Annotated in this window: 4 protein-coding genes; all 4 read left to right on the top strand. The window is 52.3% G+C overall.

All coding sequences use genetic code 11. The annotated features are described in order from the left end of the window. Window positions 1-39 precede the first annotated feature (39 nt). Window positions 40-231 carry a hypothetical protein gene (locus tag EB084_25460; protein NDD31612.1) on the top strand — a complete coding sequence of 64 codons (192 nt, stop codon included), beginning with the start codon at window positions 40-42 and terminating at the stop codon, window positions 229-231. Window positions 232-366: 135 nt separating this feature from the next. Beyond that, window positions 367-624: a hypothetical protein gene (locus tag EB084_25455; protein ID NDD31611.1), complete on the top strand. Its 258-nt coding sequence runs from the start codon at window positions 367-369 to the stop codon at window positions 622-624. A gap of 162 nt (window positions 625-786) precedes the next feature. Beyond that, a complete protein-coding gene (locus EB084_25450; protein ID NDD31610.1) occupies window positions 787-990 on the top strand; it encodes a hypothetical protein in 204 nt (67 codons plus the stop codon). Beyond that, window positions 987-1,199 (top strand): hypothetical protein, encoded by a 213-nt coding sequence (locus tag EB084_25445; GenBank protein NDD31609.1) that lies wholly within the window; start codon window positions 987-989, stop codon window positions 1,197-1,199. The genes EB084_25450 and EB084_25445 overlap by 4 nt, the downstream gene beginning before the upstream one ends. Window positions 1,200-1,411 lie beyond the last annotated feature (212 nt).

Here is a 1,411-nt window from a genome sequence, read left to right as displayed (position 1 = left end):
GGATCGTGGATGTACCCACCACTTGATCCAGGTACGTTCGTGTACACCAACATGTTCGGGGAGAAGAACTCCTGGGGGATCGTACTCAAATCCAAGAAGTTACCGAAGGATTCCCTCGAGTTCTACCGGTGTACTGTTCTCCTCACGGATGGGCGGGTGAAGGAGATGGGATCCTCCTACCTCTTCACGGTGGATGAAATGGAAGAGTTCGGGTTCACACCATGGGCGTGAGAGAGTTCGAGTTCCACGGTGCGAGGGGAAAACCCGTGAAGGATCACTCGAGTACGTGTTACTTCACATCCTCGTTCCCAACGAGGGGATCGTTGAGATCCCCAAGAACATGATCTTCAAGTTGGAGGTGATCTCGTGAAGTATAAGATCGGTGATCTCGTGGTTCCCAGTAACGGGATGGGATGCGATCTCTTCTCCGATGAGTTCGCGGAGGTGTTTCCCAAGAGCGTGAGGAACCCATACACCGGGATCGCACTGATGGCGGGAGAGATCGGAACGATCCTGGAGATCAAGAGGATAAACACGAACATCACGAGTGATAACATCCTCAAGATCCTCGCACCTACCGGGATCGGTTGGGTGTACGCGCACTGGGTGAAGGTGGTGAAATGAATCCAGGTGATCTGTGTGTGGAGTTCCACTACTTCGAAACAAAGGTGGAGTTGTGTATACTCCTCGAGAGGAGTGGCGAGTTCCCCAACTGGAAGTATAAAGTACTCGCACCCTCGGGAGTGAAGAAGGTACCCATGGGAGGATTGAGGAGGGTGAGGATCCATGAAACACGGTGATCTCGTTCTCATCGCGTACGAACTAACCCCCACGGGGGTGAACGAACTCGGGTTGTACCTCGGGGAGAGGAAATGTAAGTGGGATAAGAAGGGCGAGTTTCTCATCCACGGGTTTCTCATCAATGAGAGGGTGGTTGAATTCCGTACCCGGATTGAACACGAGAAGTACTTGTTCGAGGTGATCTCGTGATCGCACCAGGTACTCTCATTGTGGGGAAGGTTCACGAGTTCTACACCACCTTCGCATCCTCACCCAACAGGAAGGTGGGGATCGTGATCAAACGGTTGGAACCGAGTGGTAAGTGGGAACAGATACTCTACCAGATCCTCTTCGTGGATGGAACCACCGCGTGTGAGTACGAGGGATTCGTGATGAACTACTACGAGGTGTTCCCGTGAGCGAGGCGAAACCACATCCATATCCCATCGGATCACTACTCCTCCCGAACGAGTACATGGTGAAGAACGGAAAGATCACATCGGGATTGATTCTCGGAGTGGTGGATGATGTTTGGGGGTATAATTACGAGGTGTTCCTCTCGCCCTACAACTTCTCCAAGTGGTTGAAAGAGGATGTGATCAAGGGCCTCTTCGTGGTGGTGGAACCGTGA

The sequence above is a fragment of the Pseudomonadota bacterium genome (assembly GCA_010028905.1).
Taxonomy (GTDB): domain Bacteria; phylum Vulcanimicrobiota; class Xenobia; order RGZZ01; family RGZZ01; genus RGZZ01.
Note: the sequence above shows the minus strand (reverse complement) of the source record. Positions and strands in the feature narration are given on the sequence as shown.